Source organism: Sphingobacterium sp. MAE, assembly GCF_056711605.1.
The window spans coordinates 1,290,521-1,315,801 of the sequence record NZ_CM160044.1; the positions used below are offsets into that span (position 1 = coordinate 1,290,521).

Genomic DNA, 25,281 nt, shown 5'->3' on the forward strand with positions numbered 1-25,281 from the left:
AAGTATTGAAAAAACGATATGAGTATATAAAAGAAAAACCCTACAAATCGTAAATTTATAGGGTTTTGATACGTTTTCCTTGTTAGGATGCGGAGAGGGCGGGATTCGAACCCGCGGTACCGTTAAGTACACACGCTTTCCAAGCGTGCTCGATCGACCACTCTGACACCTCTCCGTAGTCTACTGGCAAAAATAGAAGTATAATTCTATTTTCCAAAACAAATTTCAGCAAAAAGTGTTATTTCCGCATTAATAAAAAAACTACCTTTACTTAAGGTGTTTGAAATTAGAAAATTATGGTCAATAAAAAATTATGGGCAATATTGCCAATTGCTGCTTTAGCATTTGGCTGCCAATCCAATAAAAGTTCAGATCAAAAACAAGCAGATCGAACAGTGTTTTTAGATGTATCAGGCATGGACACCACAGTACATCCAGGCGATAACTTCTTTATGTATGCCAACGGGCAATGGTTAAAAAAGACCGTTATACCACCCTCAGAATCAGGTTGGGGATCATTTTATACCCTTAACGATGAAAATCTACAAAAGCTTCATGGTATATTGGAAAAAGCGGCAAAGTCTAATAGTAAAAAAGGGACTGATCAACAGAAAGTTGGAGATTTCTATACCAGCGGCATGGATACAATCACGATTGAAAGGCTTGGCATTAAACCTATTGAAGATCAATTGAAAAAAATTGATGGGTTAAAATCTATTGATGAACTTATTGCTTACAGCGCTGATGGTTTTAAAGAAGGAAATGGAGATCTATTTTCCTTCTATATTGCTGCAGACGAGCGTATGAGCAATAAAAATGCAGCTACCTTTGTTCAAGGTGGTCTTAATCTTCCTGAAGCTAGCTATTACCTAGATCAAGATGATAAGGCTAAGAAGATCCGTGAAGCATATACGAGTTACCTCACCAAGTTATTTACATTAGCAGGTCAGCAGGCAACAGCCAAAGTGAATGCCGAGTCTGTTTTGAAAATAGAAACTGCTATTGCTAAATCGCATATCAGTCCTGTTGAATTACGAGATCCCATTAAAAATTATAATAAAGTAGCTGTGGCTACATTTCAAAAGCAAACTCCAAACCTCAATTGGAATGATATTTTAGGAAGATTATCGATAAAAACAGACACATTATTGGTGCAACAACCTAAGTTTTATGTTGCTCTAAATAATTTGTTGAAATCGGAGTCATTGGATACATGGAAAATGAAGTTGAAAGCAGACCTCTTGAACAGCTCTGCTCAAGCTTTGACCAAAGACTTTCGTAATGCTCAATTCGAATTATATGGCAAGACCCTGCAAGGTCAAAAAGAGCAAAAGGAACGTTGGAAATTAATGGTGAGTACAGTAGATGAAAGCTTAGGTGAAGTCATCGGTAAATTGTTTACAGATGAATATTTTAAACCTGAAGCCAAGAAAAGAATGCTTGAGTTGGTCAATAATCTTGAAATCTCTTATCGCGATCGTATTGAAAAATTAGATTGGATGACCCCTGAAACTAAGAAAAAAGCCATTGATAAACTGCAGTCTTTTACTAAGAAAATCGGATATCCAGATAAATGGAAAGATTATTCAGATGTTGAAATCAATAAAGATAGCTACTATGCAAATTTACAATCAGCATCACGTCACGCTTATAAAGAAATGATCGATAAGATGGGCAAACCGGTAGATAAAACAGAATGGCTGATGACAACGCCAACCGTTAATGCCTATTACAATCCTCCATATAACGAAATTGTATTTCCAGCAGGAATACTACAGTTTCCTTTCTTTGATGCCAATGCAGATGATGCGATTAACTATGGTGCTATCGGTGCAGTGATTGGACATGAGATGACTCACGGTTTTGATGATCAAGGTCGTCAGTACGATAAAGAAGGAAATTTGAGAGATTGGTGGACTCCAGAAGACGCGACCAAGTTCACAACAAAAGCCAATCAGGTGGCAGCATTGTATGATGGTTTTACCTTATTAGACAATCAGCATGTCAATGGAAAATTGACATTAGGAGAAAACCTGGCTGATATAGGAGGATTAAACATTGCATTTGATGCTTTCAAAAAAACAAAACAAGGTCAAGAATCAACAAAAATAGATGGATTTACACCCGATCAACGTTTCTTTTTGAGTTTTGCTCAAGTTTGGCGCATCAAGAATAGCGATGAAAGAATGAACATGCGCTTAAAAGTAGACCCGCATAGTCCAGAAGAATTTAGAGTCAATGGACCAGTCTATAACATGGAAGCATTTTATCAAGCATTTCAGATTCCTAAAACAGCCAAGATGTATGTGGCACCAGAAAAGCGTGTTGCCGTTTGGTAGGGGGAGAAATAAAAAGTGTAATATATTTTAGAAATTGAATAATAATTGCTAATTTTGCCGTTCATTAACAATAAACACATTTAATTAATTTATTAACAATGTACGCAATAGTAAATATAGCAGGACAGCAATTCAAGGTTGCAAAAGACCAATTTCTTTTTGTGCACCGCTTACAAGGAGATGAAGGCGCTAGTATTGAATTTGACAATGTATTGTTAGCAGAAGATGGTGGTAAATTCACAATCGGTACTCCGAACGTGGCTGGTGCTAAAATTTCGGCTAAAATTTTGTCTCATTTAAAAGGTGATAAAGTTATCGTTTTCAAGAAAAAACGTCGTAAAGGCTACAAAAAGAAAAACGGTCACCGTCAACAATTCACTAAAATCCAGATCACTGGTATTACATTATAATTGAATTTTTAATCAGACATTAGTCTTAATCTAAGATAAGAAATGGCACATAAAAAAGGTGCGGGTAGTTCCAAGAACGGCCGTGAGTCACATTCGAAACGTCTAGGTATCAAAATCTTCGGTGGTCAAGCTGCTATCGCTGGTAACATTATTGTTCGCCAACGTGGTACAAATCACAATCCTGACTTAAATGTTGGTATTGGTAAAGACCATACGTTGTTCGCTTTAGTTGACGGTAAAGTAGTTTTCCGCAAAAAAGCAAACAATAAATCTTATGTTTCTGTAATCCCTACAGAGCAAGCATAAGTTTTTGCTACACAATATTTGTAAAAGGCGTTAAGTTTACTTAACGCCTTTTTTGTTTTTCACCCTAATTACGAGCTTGTTAATATACTTGAACATAATTATTTGTATCAATAATAAGAGTTTGGTACAATTTTATACGTAAAAAGCAGTTTATAGATAATATTAAACGTTCATGATTTTTAAAAGTCTATCATACGGTATTCCAGCAGTTAGCTTATTACTACTATCATCCTGTAGTTCGATGTATATGCCCAATGTCCCAGCAGCACCTATGTTCAAAGATGCAGGTGAGGTATATGTTTCTGGAAATATCAATTTAAAAGGAAATGTTTCTGCAAGTGGTGGGGTCGCTGTTTCAGATCATATTGGAGTGATTGCAAATGGTTCTTATATAGATCGAAAAGATAGTCCAACTGATTTTGCTCAAAAAATGGGCGAATTAGGCATCGGATATTTCACTACTTTTGGACAGCGACGCAATCGTATTTTAGAAGTATATGCTGGATATGGAATAGGAACTGTGAATGAAGTGGATACCAGAACATCAACCGCTGGCCCCGCTGTCGTTGAAAGTAGAGATATGGATTTTGATAAGATATTTGTTCAGGTCAATTATTCTTCTACAAAAAGACAAAAGATACATTTATTTGGTGGAGATCGCGCATTAAATTATGGAACAATTTTAAGAGTATCCCATGTGAATATGACTGATTTTAAAATTGATCAGGTACATGCATATAAGGAACGTAATGTATTGATTGAACCTGTATTTTATACCCGTATGGAAGTGGGGCGTGGCTGGCAGATACAATATATGACAGGAATGAATTTTGGATTGATGAGTAATGATTATTTAAAAGCAGGTCATCCTATCAATAGCTTAGGAATTCTTTATAAATTTGGAAGGAAAAATTAAATTATGATAAACGTGTTGAAAAAGAATTGGTTATTCGCATTTGTGAGTATCGCAATCTTGACTAGCTGTGGAGTTAGCAGACAAAAAGCCCAAATTGAAAATTTAGGCAAATGCAAATACGATATACAATCCGTAGATAGTATCCGTGTGGCAGGTACTTCTATTCAAAAGATTGTTAAATCAGATGGTATTGATCTTTCATCATTGCCAAGTGTAGCATTAGGGATGTTGCGTAAAAATATACCGTTAGATGCTGTTGTTCGATTGAAAATTCAGAATCCGACTCTTAAGAAAGCTGCTATCAATCAATTTCAATATATTATCTTATTTGAGAAAAAACAATTAGCAGAAGGTATTGTCAATCAGTCGATATCGTTAGATCCAGGACAATCAACAATAGCATCGGTGCGATTGAATACTAATATTTATGACTTGATCAATAACGGTGATTTAGCAGGATTTATCGGATCTAATTCCAATACAAAAAAGGGATTATTTACAATTAAGATAAAACCTTCCATCAATATTGCAGGTAAGTCAATTTTTTATCCGGGCTATATTACAATAGACAAAGAAGTGAGTCGTAATATTTTATTGTAATAAAATACGTCTGTACTACATTTAAGGCTTGTGAAACTTTGTTTTACAAGCCTTATTTTTTTTAAGCACTTATCATTTTTAACTTTTGTAATAAAAAAGTTATGAGGCTTATTGTTTATAATACACAATCAAATTAATATCTTAGACAAATAATACGTCTGGATTAGTGGGAGAGTGATGACCAATTATTTATAGAAAAAAATAAAATGCATAAAAGTTTACTTACTCTTATCTTGTTAGGAATTTCTAGTACGTCGTTTGCACAGCAAAAGGTGGAAAGTTATGTACAAGAAATAAAGGGTACAAAATTGAAATTTGATATGGTTGCAATTCCTGCTGGAGTATATAAACAAGGCGGAAATGTAAAAGCAGATGAAAAACCTATTCATGAAGTGAAAATAGCACCTTTCTGGATTGGTAAGTATGAAGTAACTTGGAATTTATTTGAACCCTTCTTGTATAAGGATTACGAACTAACTCAAAGTTTAGACGGCAAGATAGCACCAGAGGTTGATGCAGTTACACGTCCTACAAAGCCTTATTTGGACATGACTTTTGGTATGGGTAAAGAAGGGCATCCTGCCTTAGCTATGACACATTATAATGCCATTCAATTTTGTAAATGGTTGTATGTTCGTACAGGAGTTTTTTATAGACTTCCAACTGAAGCAGAGTGGGAATATGCGTGTCGTGCAGGAAGTGACAAAGCATTTAGTTTTGGCGATGATGCATCTCAATTAGATCAATATGCTTGGCATAAAGGAAATAGTGATGGATCTACACATCTTGTCGGAACTAAGACACCAAATGCATGGGGTTTATTCGATATGCATGGCAATGTTTCTGAGTGGACTTTTGATCAATATATTGAAGATTATTATAAACAATTTGAAGGTAAAGTAGCAGACAACCCAGTTGCAGTACCTACAAAATTATATCCAAATAGTGTAAGAGGTGGTTCTTTTGATAGCGAACCTATGGATTTGAGAAGTGCCGCTCGGTTGGCATCAGATCCTTTTTGGAAGCAATTAGATCCACAGATTCCTAAGAGTAATTGGTGGTTTCCTGAGGCACCATTTGTGGGGATGAGGTTGGTAAGACCAGTTACTCCACCTTCACATGAGGAGATCATGGCTTATTATGATAAAGCTCCAATTAAAGATTATTAAAATATCAATTATAACCCTAAATACCTAAAATATGGAAAAATTTGAACGTCGTGATTTTTTAAAAACGACAGCAGCTATTGCAGGTGGGACAGTTTTAAGTTCCATGCCTATCGTAGGAGCATTTGCAGCAGGAAGTGATGTGATTAAAGTTGCATTAATCGGTTGTGGAGGTCGCGGTACAGGTGCAACTTTTGATGCTTTAAGCTCTGGTTTCAATATTAAAGTTGTAGCATTAGCTGATGCTTTCAAAGATAATTTGGATAGCACTTATAAAACTTTAAAAGATAAATGGCAAGATAAAATCGATGTATCTGATCAACATAAATTTGTTGGATTTGATGCCTACAAAGAAGCCATTAAGTTAGCGGATGTTGTTATTTTAGCAACTCCTCCTGGGTTTCGTCCGATGCATTTCGAAGAAGCAGTTCGCCAGGGCAAACATGTATTCATGGAAAAGCCAGTAGCTGTTGATATCCCAGGCATCCGTAAAGTTTTAGCAGCAGCTGAAATTGCTAAAAAGAAAAAATTAAATGTCGTTGTAGGTCTTCAACGTAGATATCAAACAAATTATCGAGAAGCGATCAAAAGAATACATGATGGTGCTATCGGTGATGTTGTTGCAGGACAAGTGTACTGGAATAGCGGTGGCGTGTGGGTAAGACCACGCAAACCAGGACAAACTGAAATGGATTACCAAATGCGTAACTGGTATTATTTTAACTGGTTGTGTGGAGATCATATCGTAGAGCAACACGTACATAATATAGATATTGCCAATTGGGTAAAAGGTGCATATCCCGTACGTATTCAAGGTACAGGTAGCCGTGCACATAGAACAGGTAAAGAGTATGGAGAGATCTATGATAATTTTGCATTGGAGCTAACGTATCCCGATAATTCGGTTGTGTACAGTCAGTGTGCTCACTTTGAAGGTGTCACTAACAGAGTTGATGAGCAGTTCCAGGCAACAAAAGGTCGAGCATACCTATCTGCAAATGGCCAAGCTGTACTTTGGGATGCCAAAGGAAATGAAATCTATCGTCATGATCCTAAAGGAAATTCAAATCCTTATCAACAAGAACATAAAGAATTGTTCGAGGCAATTTCAAAAGGAGAATACAAATTTGATAATGCCGAATATGGAGCTTACAGTACTTTAACAGGTATTATTGGTCGTATTGCGTGCTATACAGGAAAAGTCATCAAGTGGGATGCGGCATTGAAATCGGACATTGATATTATGCCAGCAAATTACGCATGGGATGCTTTACCAAAAGTATTACCAAAAGAAGATGGTTCATATCCGGTAGCAATACCTGGTCAGAATACAAATTTATACATTTAATAAGGGGATGCATTCATGTATTTTAAATCATGGATACTGCTCTCAATAAGTTTGTTCAGTTTGTGCGGCATCGCTGCTACACAAATTGAACAAACTTCTTATTTTGTACAACCTCTCCAAAAAATTGTCTTGTCAGGGCCTGCACAGGGCACCTCTTACCACATAACATATTTCGATCAATATGAACAAGTTTCAAAAAATGATGTCGATAGTATATTAAAAGTGATCGATTTATCCATGTCAATCTATAATCCATTGTCGACAATCAGTCAGTTTAATAAACAGGAAACAAATATTGTCAAACTGGATCGACACTTTCAAAAAGTAGTTGAAGCATCATTTTACTACCATCAGATCACGAAAGGTATTTTTGATATCACTGTAGCACCTCTTGTTCAGTTATGGGGATTCGGTACTACACAAATCAAGCATTTTCCCGATTCCAATAAAATTACTTCCACTTTATCGTCGGTTGGGATGAACAAATTGATCTGGGAAGCACCCTATCTCAAAAAATCAAGACCCAACATTAGTATTGATGTAAATGGTATCGCTCAAGGATATTCGGTCGATGTATTGGCTGAATTTCTTGAAAATAAAGGTGTCAAAAATTATATTGTTGAATTGGGAGGTGAAATGCGTGTCAAAGGCAAAAATTTGCAAGGTGATTTTTTTAAAATTGGCATCGAAAGACCAACTTCAAATCATCATTTGCAAACAGAGGTAGTATGTATTAAATCTGGGGCGCTAACCACGGCCGGCAATTTTGAGAAATATATGATGAATGGCAAACAGAAAATCAGCCACCATGTCAACCCATTAACTGGATATATGTTTTCAAGTCCCATAGTGAGTGTGACGGTATATGCAAAAACTGCTATGGAAGCCGATGCTTTAGATAATTATTTTATGGCACTGACACCTGACGAGATATTAGATTTTGTAAAGAAGAGGAAGAATTTAGAAGTTTATATTATATTTAACAATGAAAGGGGAGAAATAGAAGAAAAATACTCAAAAGGGTTTTCTGATTTTTTTCTACAAAAAGCAACATAATGAAATTATGAAAAGATCTGATTTTTTAAAAAATACCTTACTGGTAGCTGGTTCAGCAGTGAGCTTGACCACCTTAGCAGGAGAGCAGCAACAGAAAAAAAATAAAGCTGGAGCCACATTTAATTTGGATTATGCACCCCACCAAGGAATGTTCAGTGCTACTGCAGGCAAAAGTTTTGTTGATGAGATCAAATATATGCACGAGTTGGGATTTCGAAGTATCGAAGATAATGGTATGACGGGGCGTAGTATTGACGAACAAAAGAAAATAGGTGAAACCTTGGCGGCTTTGGGTATGCGTATGGGTGTGTTTGTTGTTCCAAAAGGCGGGAACGGTGCCAATACATTAGCAGCAGGAAAACAAGATTACATCGATATCTTTCTGAAAGGCTGTAAAGAGTCTGTAGAAGTTGCAAAACGTGTAAATGCAAAATGGGTAACGGTCGTACCTGGCGACTATGAACGCAATTTATCAATCGGTGTTCAGACGGGTAATGTCATTGAAGCATTAAAAAGAGGAGCAGAGATATTCGAACCTCATGGTATTACCATGGTATTGGAGCCATTAAGTGATACTCCTGATCTATTCCTAAGATATTCGGATCAAACGTACGAGATTTGTAAAGGAGTAGGAAGCCCTTCATGTAAATTATTATATGATGCCTATCATATGCAAAAAAATGAAGGAAACTTGATACATAAAATGAATGAATGTTGGAGTGAGATCGCATATATCCAAGTAGGAGATAACCCTGGTAGAAAAGAGCCTACAACAGGTGAGATCAACTACAAAAACGTCTTTAAATGGCTTCATGAGAAGGGCTTTAAAGGTGTAGTGGGCATGGAACACGGCATGTCCAAAGGAGGCAAAGTGGGAGAAGAAGCTTTGGTTAACGCATACAGAGAAGTAGATAATTTCTTAGTGTAATTTGTACAATTGTTTTTTTTATGCTAGATTGTCATATTAAAACCAATTATTGATAAAAATCTCTTATTTTAAAATAAACTAAACATATAATGTCTACATCTATTAGATTTAAATTGTCGTTCATGATGTTCCTGGAATTCTTTATCTGGGGCGCATGGTTTGTTACATTGGGTACCTACCTAAGTAAAAATTTACAAGCACAACCGCTTGAAATTGCGAATGTCTTTTCTACCCAATCATTAGGAGCTATTATCGCCCCTTTTATTATCGGTATGATTGCCGATCGATACTTTAATGCAGAGCGTATACTTGGTGTATTGCATGTAGTTGGTGCTGTTCTGATGTATCAAATGTATAACGCTACTGAAATATCATCATTTTACCCTTATGTATTGGCTTACATGGTATTGTATATGCCAACACTATCATTGGTAAATTCGGTATCTTTCAGACAACTAAGCAATCCTGAAAAACAATTTTCCAATATCCGTATCTGGGGTACAATCGGTTGGATCGTGGCAGGTTTATCGATCAGTTACCTATTTAAATGGGATGCAGCAGAAGCATCTTCTGCCGGTGCTTTGAAAAATACCTTTTTAATGGGAGCGGTAGCATCATTAGTATTAGGTTTATTTTCATTCACTTTACCTAAAACACCTCCCGTTAAAATTGAATCCGATCAAAAACCTTCGTTTGCATCCATTATTGGTTTAGATGCAATCAAATTATTGAAAGATCGTAACTTCTTGATTTTCTTTATTTCTTCCATATTGATCTGTATTCCTCTAGCATTTTACTATCAAAATGCTAATCCGTTTTTAGATCAAATTGGAATGGAAAACCCGACAGGCAAAATGACTATTGGACAAATTTCGGAAGTCCTATTCTTATTAGCATTACCTGTTTTCTTTTCTAAATTTGGTTTTAAGAAAACAATTTTAGTGGGTATGCTTGCTTGGGCTCTAAGATATATCTTATTTGCATATGGCAACGCCGGCGATCTTTCTTTCATGTTGATATTAGGTATTGCTTTACATGGTATTTGTTATGATTTCTTCTTTGTATCAGGTCAAATTTATACCGATAGTAAGGCAGGTATTAAATATAAAAGCGCAGCTCAAGGTTTGATCACATTAGCAACTTATGGAGTAGGTCAGCTGATTGGATTCTGGGTAGCAGGATTTATTGGTGAAAAATATGCGTATCTTCAAGAAGCTAATGTTGCTGATTTCTGGAAACAAACATGGATTATTCCAGCAGGAATTGCATTCGTAGTTTTTATTATTTTCTTGGTTGCTTTTAAAGACGAGAAAGTAGAAAATAAAGTTATATCCGAATAAAAGTTAATTAAAAAACTAAACTAAACATAAATATAAAATGGCTGAAAATAACACTTATGATGCTATTGTCATTGGTTCAGGAATCAGTGGTGGATGGGCAGCAAAAGAATTGACAGAAAAAGGTTTAAAGACCTTGATGTTGGAGCGTGGTCGTAATATTGAGCACGTGAAAGATTATCCGTCGCCGAATAAAAATCCATGGGATTTTCCGCACGCAGGTGGTCGTACACAACAAATGATCAAAGATCGTCCTGTTTTGAGTAGAGATTATCCTTTAAATGAAAAAAACTTAGACTATTGGGTGAATGAGCAAGAAAGTCCTTATACCGAGACAAAACGTTTTGATTGGTATAGAGGATATCACGTAGGTGGTCGTTCATTGATGTGGGGAAGACAATCTTATCGTCTTGGTGATTTGGATTTCGAAGCAAATTTAAAAGACGGTCACGGAGTCGATTGGCCTATTCGTTATAAAGACATTGCACCTTGGTATAGCTATGCAGAGAAATTTGCAGGTATCAGCGGTAATCGTGATGGTCTAGATGTTTTACCTGACGGTGATTTCATGCCAGCAATGGCGATGAATATCGTGGAAAAAGATTTAGCAGCTCGTTTGAAGAAAGAATATAATGGTAATCGCCATTTTATTATGGGAAGAACAGCTAATATTACTGTTCCTCATCACAATCGTATCAACTGTCAATATCAAAATCAATGTTGGTTAGGTTGTAACTTTGGCGCTTATTTCAGTACACAGTCGGCAACTTTACCAGCTGCGGTAGAGACAGGTAATTTGACATTACGTCCTTTTTCTATTGTCACGAAGATCATATATGATAAGAATACAAAGAAAGCTAAAGGAGTGGAGATTATTGATGCAGAAACAAATCAAACCTATGAATTTTTCGCTAAAGTAATCTTTGTAAATGCATCTGCATTTAACTCAACTTGGGTCTTGATGAATTCGGCTACTGATGTTTGGGAAGGCGGACTTGGAAGTAGCAGTGGCGAATTGGGTCATAACGTAATGGATCACCATTTCCGTTGTGGTGCCGGTGGTACAGTTGAAGGATATTTAGACAGTTATGTTTTTGGTAGAAGACCAACAGGATTATATGTGCCACGTTTTGTGAACGTTGCCGGTGACGAAAAGAAACGTGATTATGTACGTGGTTTTGGTTATCAAGGAGCTGCAGGTCGTGGTCGCTGGTCTGGAGAGGTCGCAGAGATGAGTGTAGGTGGCGCATGGAAAGATGCGATTACTGAAGCTGGTGATTGGAGCGTAGGTTTTACTGCTTTCGGGGAGATTTTACCATACCATGAAAACAAAATTAGCTTAGACAAGACTAAAAAAGATAAATGGGGTCTTCCTGTATTATCAATGGATGTTGAAATCAAGGATAATGAGTTGAAAATGCGCGGTGACATGCAAAACGAGATGAAAGAGATGTTGGAGAAAATTGGTGTTAAAGACACATATACCTACGATAATGTGTATGGTTTTGGTCAAGGTATCCACGAAATGGGAACAGCTCGTATGGGTAGAGATCCTAAAACATCTGTTTTAAATGGTAACAATCAGGTTTGGGACGCGTTAAATGTTTTTGTAACAGATGGTGCAGCGATGACATCAGCAGGCTGTGTCAATCCTTCATTAACGTATATGGCATTAACAGCCCGAGCGGTTGATTTTGCTGTAAGTGAACTGAAAAAAGGCAATCTATAATCATCAATAAATCTAAATTATGGAAAAAAATAATTCATCAAGAAGAGACTTTCTAAAAAAAGCAGCCTTGTTTGGAGCTGGAGTAACAATTTTACCTCGTCATGTTTTAGGAGGTACTGGTTTTACAGCACCAAGCGATATGTTGAATGTTGCATCTGTAGGGGTTGGTGGTATGGGTGGATCAGACGTTTCACGATTTGCCGCTAGCGGAAAAGCAAATATTGCTTATTTATGTGATGTAGATACACGTCGTGCCGCAGACTCAGTAAAGAAATTTCCAAAAGCAAAATTTTATAAAGATTATCGTGAAATGCTCGATAAAGAGCATAAACATATCGATGCTGTTTCAGTGTCAACACCAGACCATCAGCATGCAATCGTAGCTTTGGCTGCGATGCAGTTGGGCAAGCACGTGTACGTGCAAAAACCATTAGCACATGATGTGTGGGAAGCCCGTGCATTGACACATGCTGCCAAAAAGTATAAAGTTGTAACCCAAATGGGCAATCAAGGAGCATCAGGTGATGGAGTGAGACAGATGAGAGAGTGGGTTGATGCAGGTATGATCGGCGATCTGAAAGAAATTTATTGCTGGACTGATCGTCCAGTATGGCCACAAGGAATCCAATGGCCAACTCAAAAAGCAGAAGTGCCAAAAGAACTGGACTGGAACCTTTGGTTAGGTACTGCGCCAAATAAAGATTACGTTGAAAAATTAATTCCTTTTAACTGGAGAGGTTGGTGGGATTATGGAACTGGTGCATTAGGTGATATGGGCTGCCATAACATGGAAGCACCATTTAGTATCTATGGTCTACAATATGTAAAAGATGTACAGGCAACTGTAGGCTCGGTATATGTTGATGAATTCAAACGAGGATATTTCCCAGAAAGTTGTCCACCGTCCAGTTATGCGGTTATGACTTTTCCAAAGACCGACAAGACAACAGGTGATGTTAAACTGCACTGGATGGATGGCGGAATTCAACCACCAAGACCAGAAGAATTAGGACCAAACGAAGCTTTTGGAGACGGCGGTAATGGTATTTTATTTATCGGTACCAAAGGTAAAATATTAGCTGATACCTATGCCGCAAATCCAAGATTGCTGCCAACATCTGCTTCTTATACCAATCCAAAACAAAAGTATGCACGTGTTAAAGGTGGTGCTGATGGTCACTGGGCGCAATGGGTAGAAGGATGTATTGCTGGTTACGGTAATATGCAGATGTCTTCACCTTTTGAAATCGCTGGACCATTAACAGAAGCCTTGCTAATGGCTAATTTAGCCATTCGTGGATCTGATTTGAAAGTGGATAATAAGTATCCAGGAAGAAATTTACGCCTATTATGGGATAATAATAATATGCGTGTGACTAATTTTGATGAAGTAAACCAGTTCGTAAAACGTAATTATCGTCCAGGCTGGGAAGTAAATTATACATTTTAAGTATTAAAAAAGAGATTGATTATGAATAGAAGAGAAGCAATTCAGCGTGTAGCCATGTTGATGGGAGGCGTGGTCATCGGCTCGAGCCTTTTTCTTGAAGGTTGTTCACGCTCTGCTACTAAACAAGTAGAAGTTTTATTTGAACCTAAGACTACTGATCTATTGGGAGACTTAGCAGAAGCTATTTTACCAAAAACCTCAACTCCAGGAGCAAAAGAAGCTGGGGTAGGAAGTTTTATTCCTGTAATGGTTAGAGATTGTTATACTGACGAACAGCAAGCTGTTTTTATGGATGGAATTAACAACCTAGATAAAAAAGCACAAGAGTTAATGAAGAAAAACTTTTTGGATCTTTCTGCTGAAGAACGTACAAGTTTTGTGAATTTATTAGACAAAGAAGCAAATGAGTTTAATAAAAAACAGGATGAGGAAACAAAAGAAGAACGTGAAAAGAATGCAGTTAAGCAGAATGAATTATATCGAGAGGTCGCTGGTAAGCCACCACATTGGTTCACGATGTTTAAACAATTGACCTTAACGGGCTACTTTAATTCAGAACTTGGATTAACAAAAGCATTACGCTATGTTAAGATCCCAGGAAAGTTTGATGGAAATTATCCGTATAAAAAAGGCGATAAAGCTTTTGCAGGTTAATTTGCTTTATCATCATATAAAAAGGGGCTGTATCATCAAATTTGATACAGCCCCTTTTATTTTGTTTCAATTTCTAGAGCAAAAGATATATGTTCCTGCTTAGCAACGGTCATGAAATAGCCCAATTCAGTTGAATTGCCACTAATTTCCACCGTATCATTATAGCGAAGTTCTCTCAAATAATTCATTTCTATAGCAGCTATTTGATTGGTTAATACCAGTTCCATGGGTAGTCGGTCCATGCACCAATCCAAGTATTTAACATTGTTTGCGTGATTGACAATATCTAGATCCGATATTTTAACCGTATAGTTTTCTATTGATTTGACTGCCTGAGCTAAATTCAATTTTGAAAAAGGTTTTTGCGTACTAAAGCGATCAGGAAAAGTTTTAAAATTTCCGAGAGCGATTGCCAATTCTTCAGGTCCTCTTTTCACCGTATTGATTACAGCCCAATAACTGCTTGCTGCCACATACAGTTGATTATTGACATAAACTTCAAAATTACGGGTAGATTTAGCCCCCTCTAGTCGTTGAATCCAAGTTTTAATAGTCACTTTATCCATCCACTTTGGCAAACGACTTATTTCAAATCGGATACGGCTTAGAACCCAGGTTTGATTATTCTTCGCCATTTCTTTAAAACCAAAGCCAGAGATAGTAGCATGCTCACCAGCTGTCAATTGCAATAAGTTAGAAAGATCAGAATAGCGAATTCTAGCATTTGAATAGCATTGTGTAAAATTGATCTCCCAGTTTTTTTCAAATGTTGAATTGTCCATTTTTGATAAATTTCAACAAATTTAGGGATAATTATACGAGTGATGATCTGGATTTGTAAAATAAATGTTAAAAACAAAATACTATTGGTATTTTATTTAGGAATTCTTACATTTAAGTAAGGTTAAGTATATGTTATAACAATTAGGAACGTTATAAATGAAATGGCTTATTTAATCAAATTGTCAATTATAAATTATTAGGAGTATGATCGGAGAATTGATAGAAAAAGAACAAATCTCTTCATTCAAAATTGTTGCAGCGAATGAAGATAGAACTCAGACGTTCTTAGAAACACTAAAAGGGGCTTTACGATTAGGTAATGAATTCAAGTCCAAGACAACGATCGCTTTTCAAACAGAGGCTGGTCCCAAGAGAGTGGAAACAACAGTTTGGTCTTTAACAGATAAGTATCTTCAAATTAAAAGTGGTGTGTTGATCCCACTGAGATCAATTTTAGCAATAGAGTATTAAATATTATAATTTGCAATAAAGAAGAAAAAGTGCTGTACGATCAGCACTTTTCTTTTTTCTCTTTAGCCAGTGCTATATCTTCTTGATCTACATCCAGTGTATTTTCTTCTTGTTCGATATCAGCAGATCTCTCATATTGCAATTCTGTTAAAATCGGGAAGTGGTCCGAATTGAAGTTATACAACCTTTTCATCCGCTTCAATTTAAAATCCGTGCTGCAAAAGATATGATCCAATGGAAAACGCATAAAAAAATGATGCGCATGGAAGGTGTTGAGAAAGAAACGTCCCCTTCTAGGATCTAGCAATTGACTTGTTTTTAAGAATAGCTCAGTCGTATAGCTCCATGCAACGTCATTTAAATCCCCACAAACAATAACCGGTAGTTCAGATTTTTCAGCTTCATCTGCAATCATTAAAAGTTCTTTATCTCTTTCCGTTGATCGCGGGTTTTCGTTTGGAACAGGTGGAGTAGGGTGTACTGCATACAATTGGACAAGCTCACCACTCGGTAAAATTACCTTTGTGTGGATTGAGGGAATATCATCTTCAACTAAAAATTTGACTTCACTATCTTTTAGTTCCAATTTAGAATACAAAAGCATACCATAGGTATTGTCGATTGGCTTTTCGATACGAAAGGGATATGCATCCGTAGCCTCTCTTAATTCTTCCATCCACTTATGACTGGTTTCGAGCAAAAGAACAACATCTGCACCCGTCTTTTTAATCTCCGCAATACAACCCTGATAATTGGTGTTATCCTCAAATACATTGGATATCATTATACTGATCGATTGATCAGGTATATCCTTTTTAGCTCTTAAAATTTGCTTTTTTCCAATTGGAGTAAAGGGGAGAATCTGCTTTGTTAAATAGATAATAGTACCAGAAAGCAGCGTAATATAGATGTAGAAAATAGTTGTTTTTTCGCAGAAAATCACTAATAGAACTAATGATACAATCGTGAGCACCAGCTTTTGTAGTCTAGGATATTCAAAAACACGAAATGTCCAATAATCGTTCCTGATTAATGGAACAAAACTTATAATGATCAGAATGGAAGAAAAAATATAAAGAGCTGTGTGCATATGTCATCTATTGTTCGATAAAAATATAAAAATAATCGAGAAAAGCTGACCGGTACACAATAAAATAGCAATTCAGAGGTATGTTATTAAGGTGATCATAGGATCCATTAATTGCTAATCAAATAATTGACTCAAACCATAAAGGAAAGTCTAGAACATAAAATTTCCTTTATGGTGTAAAAACAGATGATCTACTCTTATTCTTCATACAAGCGTTCAACAGCAAACCCATTTTGCTTGAGCTGAAATGCAATCTCAAAAGCTTGAATATTGAGAGCTTCTAATTTTAGTATAAGCCCATTACTGAGTCGCTTAATATTAATGGTAACAATATTTGGGATATTCTTTAAAGTCGCCTCTAATTGATGAATTTTATCATCATTGATAAGCATAGTTTCAAAAATATATTTTTCCATAACAATAAATATTAGGGTTTTAAAATTAATGTACTTGGTAGCTGTTTTGTCCATTGTTCTTTTTCAAAGGAGATCTGTTTCCATGCTAAGAAGCTAATCAGTATAATATCAAAAGAAGAATATACCACATCTTTACGATCTGCTTCATCTATGATATTGATATGATTAGGAGCTGCGTAGTCTAGCGATCGAATCGCTTCCTTAAGTTCTACAGAAGTTTTAATCACTTGATCTTCATCTAAGAAACTTACTTTTACATCATTATTTTGGATTAGTTTATGGATATAGATCAATAAGAAACTATCACTGAGAGTTTTGATAGGTACCAGTATATTTTTTACCGCATCAGGAATACCTCGATCGACCAATATCCCACAAGGAATATGAATAGATTTGAGAAGTGCTGTCGTTTTATCTTCAAATCCACTGTGATTAAACAGACTTTCTTTTCCTGTCAATGATCCTAACAATCGTTCAGGATTAACCACTTTACTCGTAAATCCAATGATACTTCCAAGGACAGACCCTTCATAGACGGATTGACCAATTCCCGTTAATAATAAGTCAAAGTCTTCTTCATTAGCCATTTTAGCAATATCTTCATTGATGTTGTCTGTACCTCTAAAAATAGGCGTATAGGGTTGATCTAATTTTTGACTTTCATCGTTTAACAATGAAAAATTATCTCTTTCATATTCTATCGAATTAAACGTATTTAATTCATTCCCTAGAGAAAGGTGTAACGCTGTTACGGTACTATTTTCTTTAGATTTTTTCGTGAGCATATTGGCAATTCGAAGTAGGATTTTACCTGAATTTGGATTGCTAAATGAAATTAAAATGTTGTATTTATTTTTCTTCGATATCAGCGTAGCATTATCTTCTATTTCGGGTTTGAAAAATTTATTAATCAAATCTAATGCTGGTCCAGTCATAAACGTGGTGATCAAGGCCATCAGTACCAATATGGCGAACATTTCATCCGTCAGTACGCCAAGATCATAACCTATATTGAGCGCAACTAACTCCATCAACCCTCTGGTATTCATTAAAGCTCCAATGGTGAGGCTACTGTGCCAATTTTGTCCTACAAACCTTGCAGAAAGCGCACTTCCAATAAATTTGCCCACTACAGCAATCAGGACTACCCAAAAACATGTGTGCCAATGTTCAGCTTCATTGAGCAATCCAATCTGTGTGCGTAATCCCGTAAATACAAAAAATAAGGGTAAAAGAAGTACTTGTGCTACATCCTCTACTTTTTCAATAAATATACTTCTAAAGCTCGTGTTATTGGGCATGATCACACCTGCCATAAAAGCCCCAAATAATGCGTGGATACCAATAACTTCAGTCGTCCAGGAAGAAATGAGTAACGTCAGGAAAAATATGCCTACAATAGATTTTCCCAGACGCTCCTTCGTCGTGTGCAGATCTCCAATACGTTGCAGAAAAGGTTTCACAAATCGTACCATTAAGAAAACGTAGCCAATGGCAAAAGCAATGGTGTAAACAGCACTGATAACAGATCCTGCTTTTACGACTGCTATGACCGCTGCCAAAAGGCACCATGCAGTAATATCATCTGCCGCCGCACAGGTAATAGCCATGGAACCCAATCTTGTCTTGTTCATACCCCTTTCTTGAACAATTCTGGCCAGTACCGGAAATGCTGTAATACTCATCGATATACCAATAAATAAAGCATATGACAAAAAAGAAACGTTATCGGGAGCTGTCGATTGAAAGATCACATAAGCCAAGCCCATTCCAAGCAAGAATGGAAAAATAATACTGACATGACTAATCACAATAGCATCATGAGCTTTATTTTTTAGGATTTTTAGGTCAAGTTCCATACCCACTACAAACATAAAAAGGACGAGACCGATTTGGCTAAGTACACCCAAATTACCTAAAGAACTAACTGGAAAAAGAAATGAAGATATCTCAGGAAAATAATTTCCTAAAAGAGAAGGACCAAGTGCTATACCCGCTACAATCTCTCCAATAACAGAAGGTTGACCTATTTTTTTAAATAATAAACCAAAAATTCGAGCTACAAAAATAATGGTTATGATCTGTAGTATAAGGACTGCTAGTGGGTAGGAAAGATTTTCATGCAAGTGATCTAAAAAATGTGACCAGGCAGAATGTACAGGAACGTTTATATTTCCATGTGTTTCATGTTCAAATCGCGTCCCTTGATGGATAATAAAATAGCCAAGTGATATCCCAATTATTAAAATAATGAGGTAAAAAAACGTAGATCGGTATTTACTATTTAACATATATTTTCCTATTGTAGACAACAAGATAATAGCTGTAAGTTTCTTAACAAACTTAAATCGTATTTTTTGTACCGAACAATAAAAAAAATGTACTAAACAATCAGACTGTTAATAAAATGATCCCTGTAGGGTGCAGATAATGTAAGTTTTATCATCGCAGATGGCTCCTTTATTTTACAAATCACATACTGTGCAGTATACGAAGATACCGTCGCTAATGCAATCACATTTCGCCTATTGATTCGACAGAATTTTCCAGTAGGTAAGAACATCAAGATTTCGTCTAGACTTATGTTTTTTGCAAGAATATCAGGTCCGTCAGTCATCTTTATATACTTGTCCCTTCTATCATGATCTGCAACTTCGATGTACGCAATTTGTGAAGTAATAATTCGAGTTTTCCCTTGATTACTATTCAATTCAATGATATCTTCACTGGATACCGCATTTGCTATAATCCATTTCATCGCTTTATCAAAAGCAATTTGCAAGCGATCAGCTTGATAAGGTTTACGTAAATAATCTACAGCATGCAAATCAAATGCATCCGCCGCAAACTCTTTATATGCGGTCGAAAATATAATAGCCTTATTGGGTAAGAGTTTTGCAATATCGAGACCATTAAGATTAGGCATGAGGATATCCATGACACATGTGTTAAAATCAAGCTTGTCGACCTGATCTAAAAATTTTTGTGGATTATTAAAACTTTTGATAATTTCTACATCCTTAAAATTTCCACATAAAGCCTGAAGATAGCTTAGTGAAGGAAGTTCATCATCCAACAATATACATTTAATCATTCTTATACAGTTTTATTTTTACTGTTACGGTGTAAATATCTTCTTTTTGCTCTGTGTTTAAACTATAATCTTCACCATAAATACTTTTTAATCGTTGTATAAATGTTTTGTTTCCTAAACCACCTAAAGTATTCGTTGTACGTTGTTTTGACTGGATGCGATTAGATACGGTCAGATAAAAATAATCTTCAACAACTTCAAAAACAACAGAGATATAACTATTTTCATTTTGGACATCGGCATGTTTAAACGCATTTTCGATTGGATTGATGGTCATAAAAGGTGCGATCAGCATATCTCCAGCTTCGGGGCTAATTTTTTTACGAATATGCAAATCAAATAAAGGACTGATTTTAAGTTTGTTGATCTCAATCAGATTTTGAGCAAAAGCAATTTCATCCTTTAATTTAACAAATGTGCCATCTGTCTCATAAAGAATATAATCCAGTACATTGGATAACTTATCGAGGGCATGATAACTTTGATAAGCATGCGATTGAATTGCGTTTAATGCATTTTTTAGTAAATGTGGATCTAACTTATAAATAGTTGTTTCATCTGGAAGAGTGATATTATTTACATCACGATTCTGTTTAGTAAGTAATTCATTTTGCCGTTTCAAAATGCGGATTTTCCAATATAAAAATACAGTCAATAGCAAAAGAACTAAGAATGCAAGAAATAATAAACTATAATAAAAATTGAGCATACTAACTTTATTTTACTTCGAATATAGCAATTTTCTAAAAAGACATTGGATTTTCTGGATTTCAGTTGAAAATTGAAGTCGCCAATTGGATCGTTTTTAAAACAAGAAAAGCTCATCTTTTGGATGAGCTTTCTTGTACCTAGGGCGGGAATCGAACCCGCACTTCCTTAACGGAAACAGGATTTTAAGTCCTGCGTGTCTACCAGTTCCACCACCTAGGCAGGTGATATTAATGTGGAGCGAAAAACGAGATTCGAACTCGCGACCCCAACCTTGGCAAGGTTGTGCTCTACCAGCTGAGCTATTTTCGCATTGCTAACAGTCAACAAGTTGTTTTCTGTTTTGGTGATGCAAATATACGGCGATTTTCCTAATATCAAAATTTGAAACCATCATTTTTTAATAATTATATGTAATCGCCTCAAATATTGCAGATTATTTTTTAATGTCAAATTAAATTAGGTAAAGTATCAAGCTATAAACGTGATTTTCGAGGATATAATCTCCCAACGGATAATTATGGTAGACATTTAGGAGCACATCTTAAGAAAAGGTTCGCAAGATTAGATAGTCGATTTTACTTAATTTTGGAAATTTTGATCTATAGATTTAGATATCATGACAAGCATCTCTCATTTTAAGTAAAATCAATGATTAGCAGGAGTACTACCAATGATCCATCCTAAAAAAGAGTCATATACAAGAAAAGCTCATCCAAAAGATGAGCTTTTCTTGTACCTAGGGCGGGAATCGAACCCGCACTTCCTTAACGGAAACAGGATTTTAAGTCCTGCGTGTCTACCAGTTCCACCACCTAGGCAAGGTGTATTAAGTGGAGCGAAAAACGAGATTCGAACTCGCGACCCCAACCTTGGCAAGGTTGTGCTCTACCAGCTGAGCTATTTTCGCTTTTGATAATGCAAATATAGGCAGATTATAGAAACTACAAAATGTTTTTTTAGAGCTAAAACGTAATTCCCTCAAATGAAGCGAGATAAATTTTAGTCGTTTTTAAAATAGGAGACCTTTGGACTCAAATTTAATATCAAATACCCATTGCGGTCTATAATCTATGATAGCCATCTTATTTTTCTAATGTGCAAAAATTTAAAATTCGATTGTTGTGAATCGCCAATGGTACGTATCGACAAGTGTCAACTTGTTGAAATCGACAGGAAGATCCGTTACGATTTTCAGTACCTGCATAGCCATCATACTACCAATAATACCTGGAAGGGGACCTAATACACCATATTGGTCACAGGTAGGTATATCTTCTGGATGGGGAGGCTCAGGAAATAGATCTCGCAGTTGCTTACTTCCTTTGTAATTAAAAACCGCCATCTGACCTTCAAAAGCAAAGATACTTCCATAAACTAATGCCTTTTGAGCACGTGAGCAAGCATCATTGACAAGATATCTAGTGTTAAAATTATCTGAACCATCGACAACAACATCATATGCCGCAATGATACCATCTACATTGTCAGTACTAATTTTAGTCATTAAGCTGGTCACCTTGATGGAAGAATTTAGTTCTTCAATATAAGCAGATGCACTTTTTACTTTGTCGACATGTATGCTTTTTTCGGTGTGAATAACTTGTCTATTGAGATTATGGATTTCGACATGATCAAAATCAACAATCCCTATATTTCCAATACCAGCCGCCGCAAGATATTGAAGTACGGGTGAACCCAATCCACCTGCACCAATGACCAATACTTTTGCCGCCATGATTTTTTGTTGCCCCTCGATACCGATCTCATTAATAAAAATTTGGCGGGAGTATCGATCAAAAGGACTATGCTGTTTCATATAATAGAGAATTTAAATTGTTATCCCGAGTAGCTTATGTCCCAATCTTTCATAACAGGATCATAACCGGCTTTCCTAATGATACTTTGGATCGTTTCCATGCTTCGCTCATCGCTGATTTCAAATTGTTCTAGCGATTGCGGATCGACAACATAGCCCCCAGGATTTGTTTTGGAAGCCGCACTCATGCTCGTCACACCGATAGGAATGATATGATCCCTAAATTTTTCACGCTCACGTGTTGATATGGAAATTTCAAGATTTTCATTCCATAGACGATATGCGCATATTAATTGAAGCAAATCCCGATCTTCCATGATAAAGTTAGGCGTTGATACCCCTTCAGCAGGACGTAGTCGTGGAAATGAAACCGAATATTTTGTACGCCAATATTCCTTCTCTAGATAGTCAATATGTAAGGCATTAAAAAAACTATCCACGCGCCAATCCTCAAGACCCAAAAGTACGCCCAAACCGATTTTATGAATATCTGCTTGACCGATACGATCTGGGGTATCCAAACGATATTCAAAGTTGGATTTCTTACCTTTTGGATGATAGGTTTTATAGACCTCTTGATGATAGGTTTCTTGATAGACAAGTACAGAATGGACACCTTCTTTCTGTAAAATCCGATATTCCTCTAATAATAAAGGCTGTACTTCAATGGATATCTGTGCAAAATAAGGCTTCAATAACTGAATTGCATTCCTGAAATAGCTGATCTCGACAGTTTTATTTGCTTCTCCGCTCACGAGTAATACATGATTAACCCCCATCGACTTTAGTGCCATCGCTTCTAACATTAATTCGCCATTGGAAAGCGTTTTTCGTTTGATTTTATTGTCCATACTAAATCCACAATACGTACAGATATTTTGACATTCATTACTCAGATATAACGGTGCATATAATTGGATTGTTTTACCAAATCTGCGCTGTGTGACCTGTTGTGCCAGTCTTGCCATTTCCTCCAATTCGGAAGTTGCCGCAGGAGATATCAAGGCCAGAAAATCGTCCAAATTTCTTTTTTGCTTCCGAAGACTTTTTTTGACATCCTCACTTGTTTTATGGTATATTTTTCCCTTAATATCATGCCAGTCGTATTGTCTAAATAAGTGTTGAAACGTATGCATCATGATAGTTTAATCGATTAAAAATGAGGTTAGAGGACTAGATGCCATGGCTCGATTTTCCACTCCGCCTAAGCCCGCATGATAGGCTTTTCTTCCTGCGATCACGGCTTCTTTAAATGCTTCAGCCATTTGTACCGGATAAGTTGCTGTTGCGATTGCAGTGTTGACCAGTACGGCATCGGCACCAATTTCCATTGCTTTTGCAGCATCAGATGGTGCGCCGATACCAGCATCTACGATCACAGGCACTTGGCTTTGCGCAATAATCATTTCTAAAAAATCTATGGTACGCAATCCCTTATTACTCCCTATAGGCGCTGCTAATGGCATGACCGCTGCCGTTCCAACGTCCTCCAGACGCTTACAGAGCACGGGGTCGGCATGTATATAGGGTAGCACAATAAAACCTAGTTTTGCCAACTGTTCAGTAGCTAATAGCGTTTCAATAGGATCAGGCATGAGATAACGAGAATCAGGGTGGATCTCCAATTTTACCCAATCGGTTTCCAAAGCCTCCCGAGCGAGTTGTGCCGCCAATATAGCTTCCTTAGCATTGCGCGCTCCCGAAGTATTTGGCAACAAATGTACTGATGGAATCTGCAAAGCTTCTAAAAATGTATCTGAGGAAGACTGATGATCCAAGCGTTTTAAAGCCATGGTAACCATTTCAGAACCCGACGCAACCAAGGATTCTTGCATTTGATTGAGGTGACCAAACTTTCCTGTTCCTAAGAAAAGTCGAGAATGAAATATGCGATCTGCTATTTTTAAAGTGTCCATTGCAGTTTATTTTTAAGTTCTTGAATAAGTTGAGGTTTTTTTGTGATCAGGCCTGAGAGTGCTACGCCATATATACCCATTTCTTGAAGAAGGGTAATATCTTCGAGTAAGATTCCTCCGATAGCAAAAATAGGAGGATAGTCAGTTCCTTTTGTTCTTAAATTTTGAATGATCTCCTGATATCCTGTGAATCCTAATATAGGACTTAGCTTTTCTTTAGTAGACGTAAAACGTAGCGGTCCTAGACCAATGTAATCGCAGTTTTCTGCTATTCGTTGCTGTACATCAGATAGACTATTTGCTGTACCTCCAATAATCTTCTTTGAGCCCAGTAATAATCGTGCGTCCCGTATGCTGCTATCCGTCAATCCCAGATGAACACCAGTAGCATCAACAGCTTTAGCAATGTGAACATGATCATTGATGATCAGTTTTGCACCATATTGAAAGCACAGTTGTTTAATACAGTCGGCTAATGTTAATAACTGATCTTCATTGCCTTCTTTCCAACGTAATTGAATCCAATCTGCACCAGCTTGTAGTGCGTTTCTAATATTCGTTTCCTGTTCCAGAGCAGTATTTCCCTGTGATATATATTGAATTTTACTAAACATGATGTTGGCCGATAAGATTGTTTTAACTGTTTAAAAATTGTCTGATATAGATTTTCATAATTGACATAGTTCAATATGGTTATATCCTATAAGCTTACTGCTACCCGTACCACCATTAGGATCAAGGTCTA

At 36.5% G+C, this 25,281-nt stretch carries 24 protein-coding genes and 5 tRNA genes; 14 read left to right on the forward strand and 15 right to left on the reverse strand.

The window, feature by feature from the left end; genetic code table 11:
* Window positions 1-90 precede the first annotated feature (90 nt).
* Window positions 91-175 (reverse strand) — tRNA-Ser (locus AC06G9_RS05490).
* Window positions 176-296: 121 nt separating this feature from the next.
* Between AC06G9_RS05490 and AC06G9_RS05495 the strand changes: the two genes are divergently transcribed.
* From AC06G9_RS05495 to AC06G9_RS05555, 13 genes are all read left to right on the forward strand, one after another.
* Window positions 297-2,339 carry a M13 family metallopeptidase gene (locus tag AC06G9_RS05495; RefSeq protein ID WP_480957648.1) on the forward strand — a complete coding sequence of 681 codons (2,043 nt, stop codon included), beginning with the start codon at window positions 297-299 and terminating at the stop codon, window positions 2,337-2,339.
* A 98-nt stretch (window positions 2,340-2,437) separates the two neighbouring features.
* Complete coding sequence (gene rplU / locus AC06G9_RS05500) at window positions 2,438-2,749, forward strand: 50S ribosomal protein L21 (protein WP_045753476.1); 312 nt, start codon at window positions 2,438-2,440, stop codon at window positions 2,747-2,749.
* A 42-nt stretch (window positions 2,750-2,791) separates the two neighbouring features.
* Window positions 2,792-3,055, forward strand: a complete 264-nt coding sequence (rpmA, locus tag AC06G9_RS05505; protein WP_045753477.1) for a 50S ribosomal protein L27 — start codon at window positions 2,792-2,794, stop codon at window positions 3,053-3,055.
* A 172-nt stretch (window positions 3,056-3,227) separates the two neighbouring features.
* Window positions 3,228-3,971, forward strand: a complete 744-nt coding sequence (locus AC06G9_RS05510) for a hypothetical protein (protein WP_434441351.1) — start codon at window positions 3,228-3,230, stop codon at window positions 3,969-3,971.
* Between the two features lie 3 nt (window positions 3,972-3,974).
* Window positions 3,975-4,571, forward strand: a complete 597-nt coding sequence (locus tag AC06G9_RS05515) for a hypothetical protein (RefSeq protein ID WP_480957649.1) — start codon at window positions 3,975-3,977, stop codon at window positions 4,569-4,571.
* A gap of 206 nt (window positions 4,572-4,777) precedes the next feature.
* Entirely contained in the window at window positions 4,778-5,740 is a 963-nt protein-coding gene (locus tag AC06G9_RS05520; RefSeq protein ID WP_480957650.1) for a formylglycine-generating enzyme family protein, read from the forward strand.
* A 31-nt stretch (window positions 5,741-5,771) separates the two neighbouring features.
* Window positions 5,772-7,085 (forward strand): Gfo/Idh/MocA family oxidoreductase, encoded by a 1,314-nt coding sequence (locus AC06G9_RS05525; RefSeq protein ID WP_480957651.1) that lies wholly within the window; start codon window positions 5,772-5,774, stop codon window positions 7,083-7,085.
* A 15-nt stretch (window positions 7,086-7,100) separates the two neighbouring features.
* Window positions 7,101-8,141, forward strand: a complete 1,041-nt coding sequence (locus AC06G9_RS05530; protein WP_248754532.1) for an FAD:protein FMN transferase — start codon at window positions 7,101-7,103, stop codon at window positions 8,139-8,141.
* A gap of 7 nt (window positions 8,142-8,148) precedes the next feature.
* Window positions 8,149-9,069: a hydroxypyruvate isomerase family protein gene (locus AC06G9_RS05535; RefSeq protein ID WP_248754531.1), complete on the forward strand. Its 921-nt coding sequence runs from the start codon at window positions 8,149-8,151 to the stop codon at window positions 9,067-9,069.
* 89 nt (window positions 9,070-9,158) lie between these two features.
* Window positions 9,159-10,409 carry a nucleoside permease gene (locus AC06G9_RS05540; RefSeq protein ID WP_045753482.1) on the forward strand — a complete coding sequence of 417 codons (1,251 nt, stop codon included), beginning with the start codon at window positions 9,159-9,161 and terminating at the stop codon, window positions 10,407-10,409.
* Between the two features lie 37 nt (window positions 10,410-10,446).
* Window positions 10,447-12,135, forward strand: a complete 1,689-nt coding sequence (locus AC06G9_RS05545) for a GMC oxidoreductase (protein ID WP_480957652.1) — start codon at window positions 10,447-10,449, stop codon at window positions 12,133-12,135.
* 19 nt (window positions 12,136-12,154) lie between these two features.
* The gene (locus tag AC06G9_RS05550) at window positions 12,155-13,585 is read left to right on the forward strand and encodes a Gfo/Idh/MocA family protein (protein WP_045753484.1); all 1,431 of its coding nucleotides are present in this window, start codon (window positions 12,155-12,157) and stop codon (window positions 13,583-13,585) included.
* Between the two features lie 21 nt (window positions 13,586-13,606).
* Entirely contained in the window at window positions 13,607-14,239 is a 633-nt protein-coding gene (locus AC06G9_RS05555) for a gluconate 2-dehydrogenase subunit 3 family protein (RefSeq protein ID WP_094772787.1), read from the forward strand.
* 56 nt (window positions 14,240-14,295) lie between these two features.
* Here the strand turns inward: AC06G9_RS05555 and AC06G9_RS05560 are convergent, their stop codons facing one another.
* On the reverse strand, window positions 14,296-15,021 hold the full coding sequence (locus AC06G9_RS05560) for an acyl-[acyl-carrier-protein] thioesterase (RefSeq protein WP_045753486.1): 726 nt from the start codon (window positions 15,019-15,021) through the stop codon (window positions 14,296-14,298).
* 205 nt (window positions 15,022-15,226) lie between these two features.
* Between AC06G9_RS05560 and AC06G9_RS05565 the strand changes: the two genes are divergently transcribed.
* Window positions 15,227-15,493 (forward strand): hypothetical protein, encoded by a 267-nt coding sequence (locus AC06G9_RS05565; RefSeq protein WP_045753487.1) that lies wholly within the window; start codon window positions 15,227-15,229, stop codon window positions 15,491-15,493.
* Window positions 15,494-15,533: 40 nt separating this feature from the next.
* Here the strand turns inward: AC06G9_RS05565 and AC06G9_RS05570 are convergent, their stop codons facing one another.
* The 13 genes from AC06G9_RS05570 to thiE form a co-directional block, all read right to left on the reverse strand.
* Window positions 15,534-16,583 carry an endonuclease/exonuclease/phosphatase family protein gene (locus AC06G9_RS05570; RefSeq protein ID WP_346570372.1) on the reverse strand — a complete coding sequence of 350 codons (1,050 nt, stop codon included), beginning with the start codon at window positions 16,581-16,583 and terminating at the stop codon, window positions 15,534-15,536.
* A 197-nt stretch (window positions 16,584-16,780) separates the two neighbouring features.
* Window positions 16,781-16,999, reverse strand: coding sequence for a hypothetical protein (locus tag AC06G9_RS05575; RefSeq protein WP_248754529.1), 219 nt, complete (start codon window positions 16,997-16,999; stop codon window positions 16,781-16,783).
* Window positions 17,000-17,010: 11 nt separating this feature from the next.
* Window positions 17,011-19,290 (reverse strand): cation:proton antiporter, encoded by a 2,280-nt coding sequence (locus tag AC06G9_RS05580; protein WP_480957653.1) that lies wholly within the window; start codon window positions 19,288-19,290, stop codon window positions 17,011-17,013.
* A gap of 92 nt (window positions 19,291-19,382) precedes the next feature.
* Window positions 19,383-20,093, reverse strand: coding sequence for a LytR/AlgR family response regulator transcription factor (locus AC06G9_RS05585; protein ID WP_480957654.1), 711 nt, complete (start codon window positions 20,091-20,093; stop codon window positions 19,383-19,385).
* Entirely contained in the window at window positions 20,086-20,802 is a 717-nt protein-coding gene (locus AC06G9_RS05590) for a sensor histidine kinase (protein ID WP_480957655.1), read from the reverse strand. Before AC06G9_RS05590 ends, AC06G9_RS05585 begins: the two co-directional genes overlap by 8 nt.
* Window positions 20,803-20,938: 136 nt before the next feature.
* Window positions 20,939-21,023 (reverse strand) — tRNA-Leu (locus AC06G9_RS05595).
* A 14-nt stretch (window positions 21,024-21,037) separates the two neighbouring features.
* Window positions 21,038-21,113: transfer RNA gene (locus tag AC06G9_RS05600), tRNA-Gly, on the reverse strand.
* Between the two features lie 424 nt (window positions 21,114-21,537).
* Window positions 21,538-21,622: transfer RNA gene (locus AC06G9_RS05605), tRNA-Leu, on the reverse strand.
* A gap of 13 nt (window positions 21,623-21,635) precedes the next feature.
* A tRNA-Gly gene (locus tag AC06G9_RS05610) sits at window positions 21,636-21,711 on the reverse strand.
* 198 nt (window positions 21,712-21,909) lie between these two features.
* Entirely contained in the window at window positions 21,910-22,620 is a 711-nt protein-coding gene (locus tag AC06G9_RS05615; RefSeq protein ID WP_480957656.1) for a HesA/MoeB/ThiF family protein, read from the reverse strand.
* A 20-nt stretch (window positions 22,621-22,640) separates the two neighbouring features.
* Window positions 22,641-23,759, reverse strand: coding sequence for a 2-iminoacetate synthase ThiH (gene thiH, locus AC06G9_RS05620; protein WP_480957657.1), 1,119 nt, complete (start codon window positions 23,757-23,759; stop codon window positions 22,641-22,643).
* 6 nt (window positions 23,760-23,765) lie between these two features.
* On the reverse strand, window positions 23,766-24,536 hold the full coding sequence (locus tag AC06G9_RS05625; protein WP_293928076.1) for a thiazole synthase: 771 nt from the start codon (window positions 24,534-24,536) through the stop codon (window positions 23,766-23,768).
* A complete protein-coding gene (gene thiE, locus AC06G9_RS05630; protein WP_480957658.1) occupies window positions 24,524-25,150 on the reverse strand; it encodes a thiamine phosphate synthase in 627 nt (208 codons plus the stop codon). Before thiE ends, AC06G9_RS05625 begins: the two co-directional genes overlap by 13 nt.
* Window positions 25,151-25,281: the final 131 nt, after the last annotated feature.

Coding starts and splice junctions, on each gene's coding strand:
- AC06G9_RS05550 (WP_045753484.1), top strand. CDS start 12,155: ATGGAAAAAAATAATTCATCAAGAAGAGACTTTCTAAAAAAAGCAGCC.
- AC06G9_RS05580 (WP_480957653.1), bottom strand. CDS start 19,290: ATGTTAAATAGTAAATACCGATCTACGTTTTTTTACCTCATTATTTTA.
- AC06G9_RS05625 (WP_293928076.1), bottom strand. CDS start 24,536: ATGGACACTTTAAAAATAGCAGATCGCATATTTCATTCTCGACTTTTC.
- AC06G9_RS05515 (WP_480957649.1), top strand. CDS start 3,975: ATGATAAACGTGTTGAAAAAGAATTGGTTATTCGCATTTGTGAGTATC.
- AC06G9_RS05520 (WP_480957650.1), top strand. CDS start 4,778: ATGCATAAAAGTTTACTTACTCTTATCTTGTTAGGAATTTCTAGTACG.
- AC06G9_RS05555 (WP_094772787.1), top strand. CDS start 13,607: ATGAATAGAAGAGAAGCAATTCAGCGTGTAGCCATGTTGATGGGAGGC.
- AC06G9_RS05530 (WP_248754532.1), top strand. CDS start 7,101: ATGTATTTTAAATCATGGATACTGCTCTCAATAAGTTTGTTCAGTTTG.
- AC06G9_RS05495 (WP_480957648.1), top strand. CDS start 297: ATGGTCAATAAAAAATTATGGGCAATATTGCCAATTGCTGCTTTAGCA.
- AC06G9_RS05590 (WP_480957655.1), bottom strand. CDS start 20,802: ATGCTCAATTTTTATTATAGTTTATTATTTCTTGCATTCTTAGTTCTT.
- AC06G9_RS05570 (WP_346570372.1), bottom strand. CDS start 16,583: ATGCACACAGCTCTTTATATTTTTTCTTCCATTCTGATCATTATAAGT.
- rpmA (WP_045753477.1), top strand. CDS start 2,792: ATGGCACATAAAAAAGGTGCGGGTAGTTCCAAGAACGGCCGTGAGTCA.
- AC06G9_RS05525 (WP_480957651.1), top strand. CDS start 5,772: ATGGAAAAATTTGAACGTCGTGATTTTTTAAAAACGACAGCAGCTATT.
- AC06G9_RS05540 (WP_045753482.1), top strand. CDS start 9,159: ATGTCTACATCTATTAGATTTAAATTGTCGTTCATGATGTTCCTGGAA.
- thiE (WP_480957658.1), bottom strand. CDS start 25,150: ATGTTTAGTAAAATTCAATATATATCACAGGGAAATACTGCTCTGGAA.
- AC06G9_RS05535 (WP_248754531.1), top strand. CDS start 8,149: ATGAAAAGATCTGATTTTTTAAAAAATACCTTACTGGTAGCTGGTTCA.
- AC06G9_RS05545 (WP_480957652.1), top strand. CDS start 10,447: ATGGCTGAAAATAACACTTATGATGCTATTGTCATTGGTTCAGGAATC.
- AC06G9_RS05615 (WP_480957656.1), bottom strand. CDS start 22,620: ATGAAACAGCATAGTCCTTTTGATCGATACTCCCGCCAAATTTTTATT.
- rplU (WP_045753476.1), top strand. CDS start 2,438: ATGTACGCAATAGTAAATATAGCAGGACAGCAATTCAAGGTTGCAAAA.
- thiH (WP_480957657.1), bottom strand. CDS start 23,759: ATGATGCATACGTTTCAACACTTATTTAGACAATACGACTGGCATGAT.
- AC06G9_RS05560 (WP_045753486.1), bottom strand. CDS start 15,021: ATGGACAATTCAACATTTGAAAAAAACTGGGAGATCAATTTTACACAA.
- AC06G9_RS05510 (WP_434441351.1), top strand. CDS start 3,228: ATGATTTTTAAAAGTCTATCATACGGTATTCCAGCAGTTAGCTTATTA.
- AC06G9_RS05565 (WP_045753487.1), top strand. CDS start 15,227: ATGATCGGAGAATTGATAGAAAAAGAACAAATCTCTTCATTCAAAATT.
- AC06G9_RS05575 (WP_248754529.1), bottom strand. CDS start 16,999: ATGGAAAAATATATTTTTGAAACTATGCTTATCAATGATGATAAAATT.
- AC06G9_RS05585 (WP_480957654.1), bottom strand. CDS start 20,093: ATGATTAAATGTATATTGTTGGATGATGAACTTCCTTCACTAAGCTAT.